Below are 1382 nucleotides of genomic sequence, written 5' to 3' on the forward strand. Positions count from 1 at the left end.
GAGGTAGCAGTGCGGGGACGACGGGGGCCCGGAGGGCCGCCACACGATCTCCCCCGGGCCCCCGTCGTCCCCGCACTGCTACCTCCCCGAGGTCGCCGTCCCCTTCACCGCGTCCAGCGCGTACACACAGCGGTCCTTGCTGCACGCGTAGACCACACCGTTGCGCGCCACCGGCGAGCCGGTGATCTCGCCGCCCGTGGCCAGCTTCCAGCGGAGCTGGCCGCCCGCCGCGTCCAGGGTGTAGAGGCAGTGGTCGGCCGAGCCGAAGTGGATACGGCCGTCGGCCACCACCGGGGCGCCCACCACCTCCGCGCCCGCCGCGAAGCGCCACTTCGGGGTGGAGGTGACCGCGTCCAGGGTGTAGAGCGCGTTGCCGCTGCCGACGTGGATGTTGCCGTCCGCCACCAGGACCGGCTCGATGGACTGGCGGGACTCCGTCGCGATGCGCCAGCGGTCCTTGCCGGTGGCCGCGTCCAGCGCGTACACCGTGCCGAGGTAGTCCGCCAGGTACACCCCGCCACCGGCGACCGCCGGGCCCGGCGCGAACGCGGGCGGGCAGAGGAAGACCGCCGGGGCCTCGAAGTGCCAGCGGACGTGGCCGCTGGCGATGTCGATCGAGAGGACCCGGGTGCCCGCCGACACGTACACATAGCCGTCCGGCGCGGGCGCCAGGCGGACCGGGACACCGCCGCAGGAGGCCGCGTCGCCCACCGGGTACGACCAGCGCTCCGCGCCCGTCCGCGCGTCCAGGGCGCGCAGCCGCGCGTCCTGCCACACGTACACCGTGCCCTCGTGGATCACCGGGGCGGCCTCGGGGGTCTCGAAGTCGGTCTGGGCGCCGGTGATCTCCCAGAGCTTCTCGCCGTTGGCGGCCTCCCAGGCCTGCACCCCGCCGCCCCGGGTCGCGGTGACGACCGTGCCCCGGGCGGCCTTGAGGGCGTACACCCAGGCGTCCGTCGGCAGCCGCCACAGCTCCCGGCCGTCCGCCGCGTCCAGCGCGTAGAGCGTGGGGCCGTCCGAGGCGTGGATACGGCCCGCCTCCACGGCCATCGCCCAGGCGACGTCCTGCGTCTTGAACTGGCGCCGGCCGCTGCCCACGTCCAGCGCGTGCACCTCGAAGGAGGTGACGTAGAGCAGATCGCCCGCCACGGCCGGGGTGCCCCACACGTCGTTCGACATACGGAAGCGCCAGGGCCGCCAGCGGCCGGGCGGCTCGGGCGAGCGCGCCGGGGGCGGCACGGGGGGCGCCGCCGTGGGCGCCCCGTTGGCCGGGGGCCGGTCCGGTCTGCCCAGCGGGCCGCCGGCCGGGAACCTGACCCACCCGGTGGCGGGGCTGGCCTCGGCCACCGCGCGCGTGCCGTCCAGGACCCGGGGTCCGGGGC

General features: G+C 76.3%; 1 protein-coding gene. It reads right to left on the reverse strand.

What is annotated here, in order from left to right; translation table 11 throughout:
• Positions 1 to 78: 78 nt before the first annotated feature.
• On the reverse strand, positions 79 to 1382 hold a 1304-nt coding region (locus ACJA3G_RS36985), incomplete at its 5' end, for a PQQ-binding-like beta-propeller repeat protein (RefSeq protein WP_406557388.1).

The sequence above is a fragment of the Streptomyces sp. YS-3 genome (assembly GCF_045257485.1).
GTDB lineage: Bacteria > Actinomycetota > Actinomycetes > Streptomycetales > Streptomycetaceae > Streptomyces.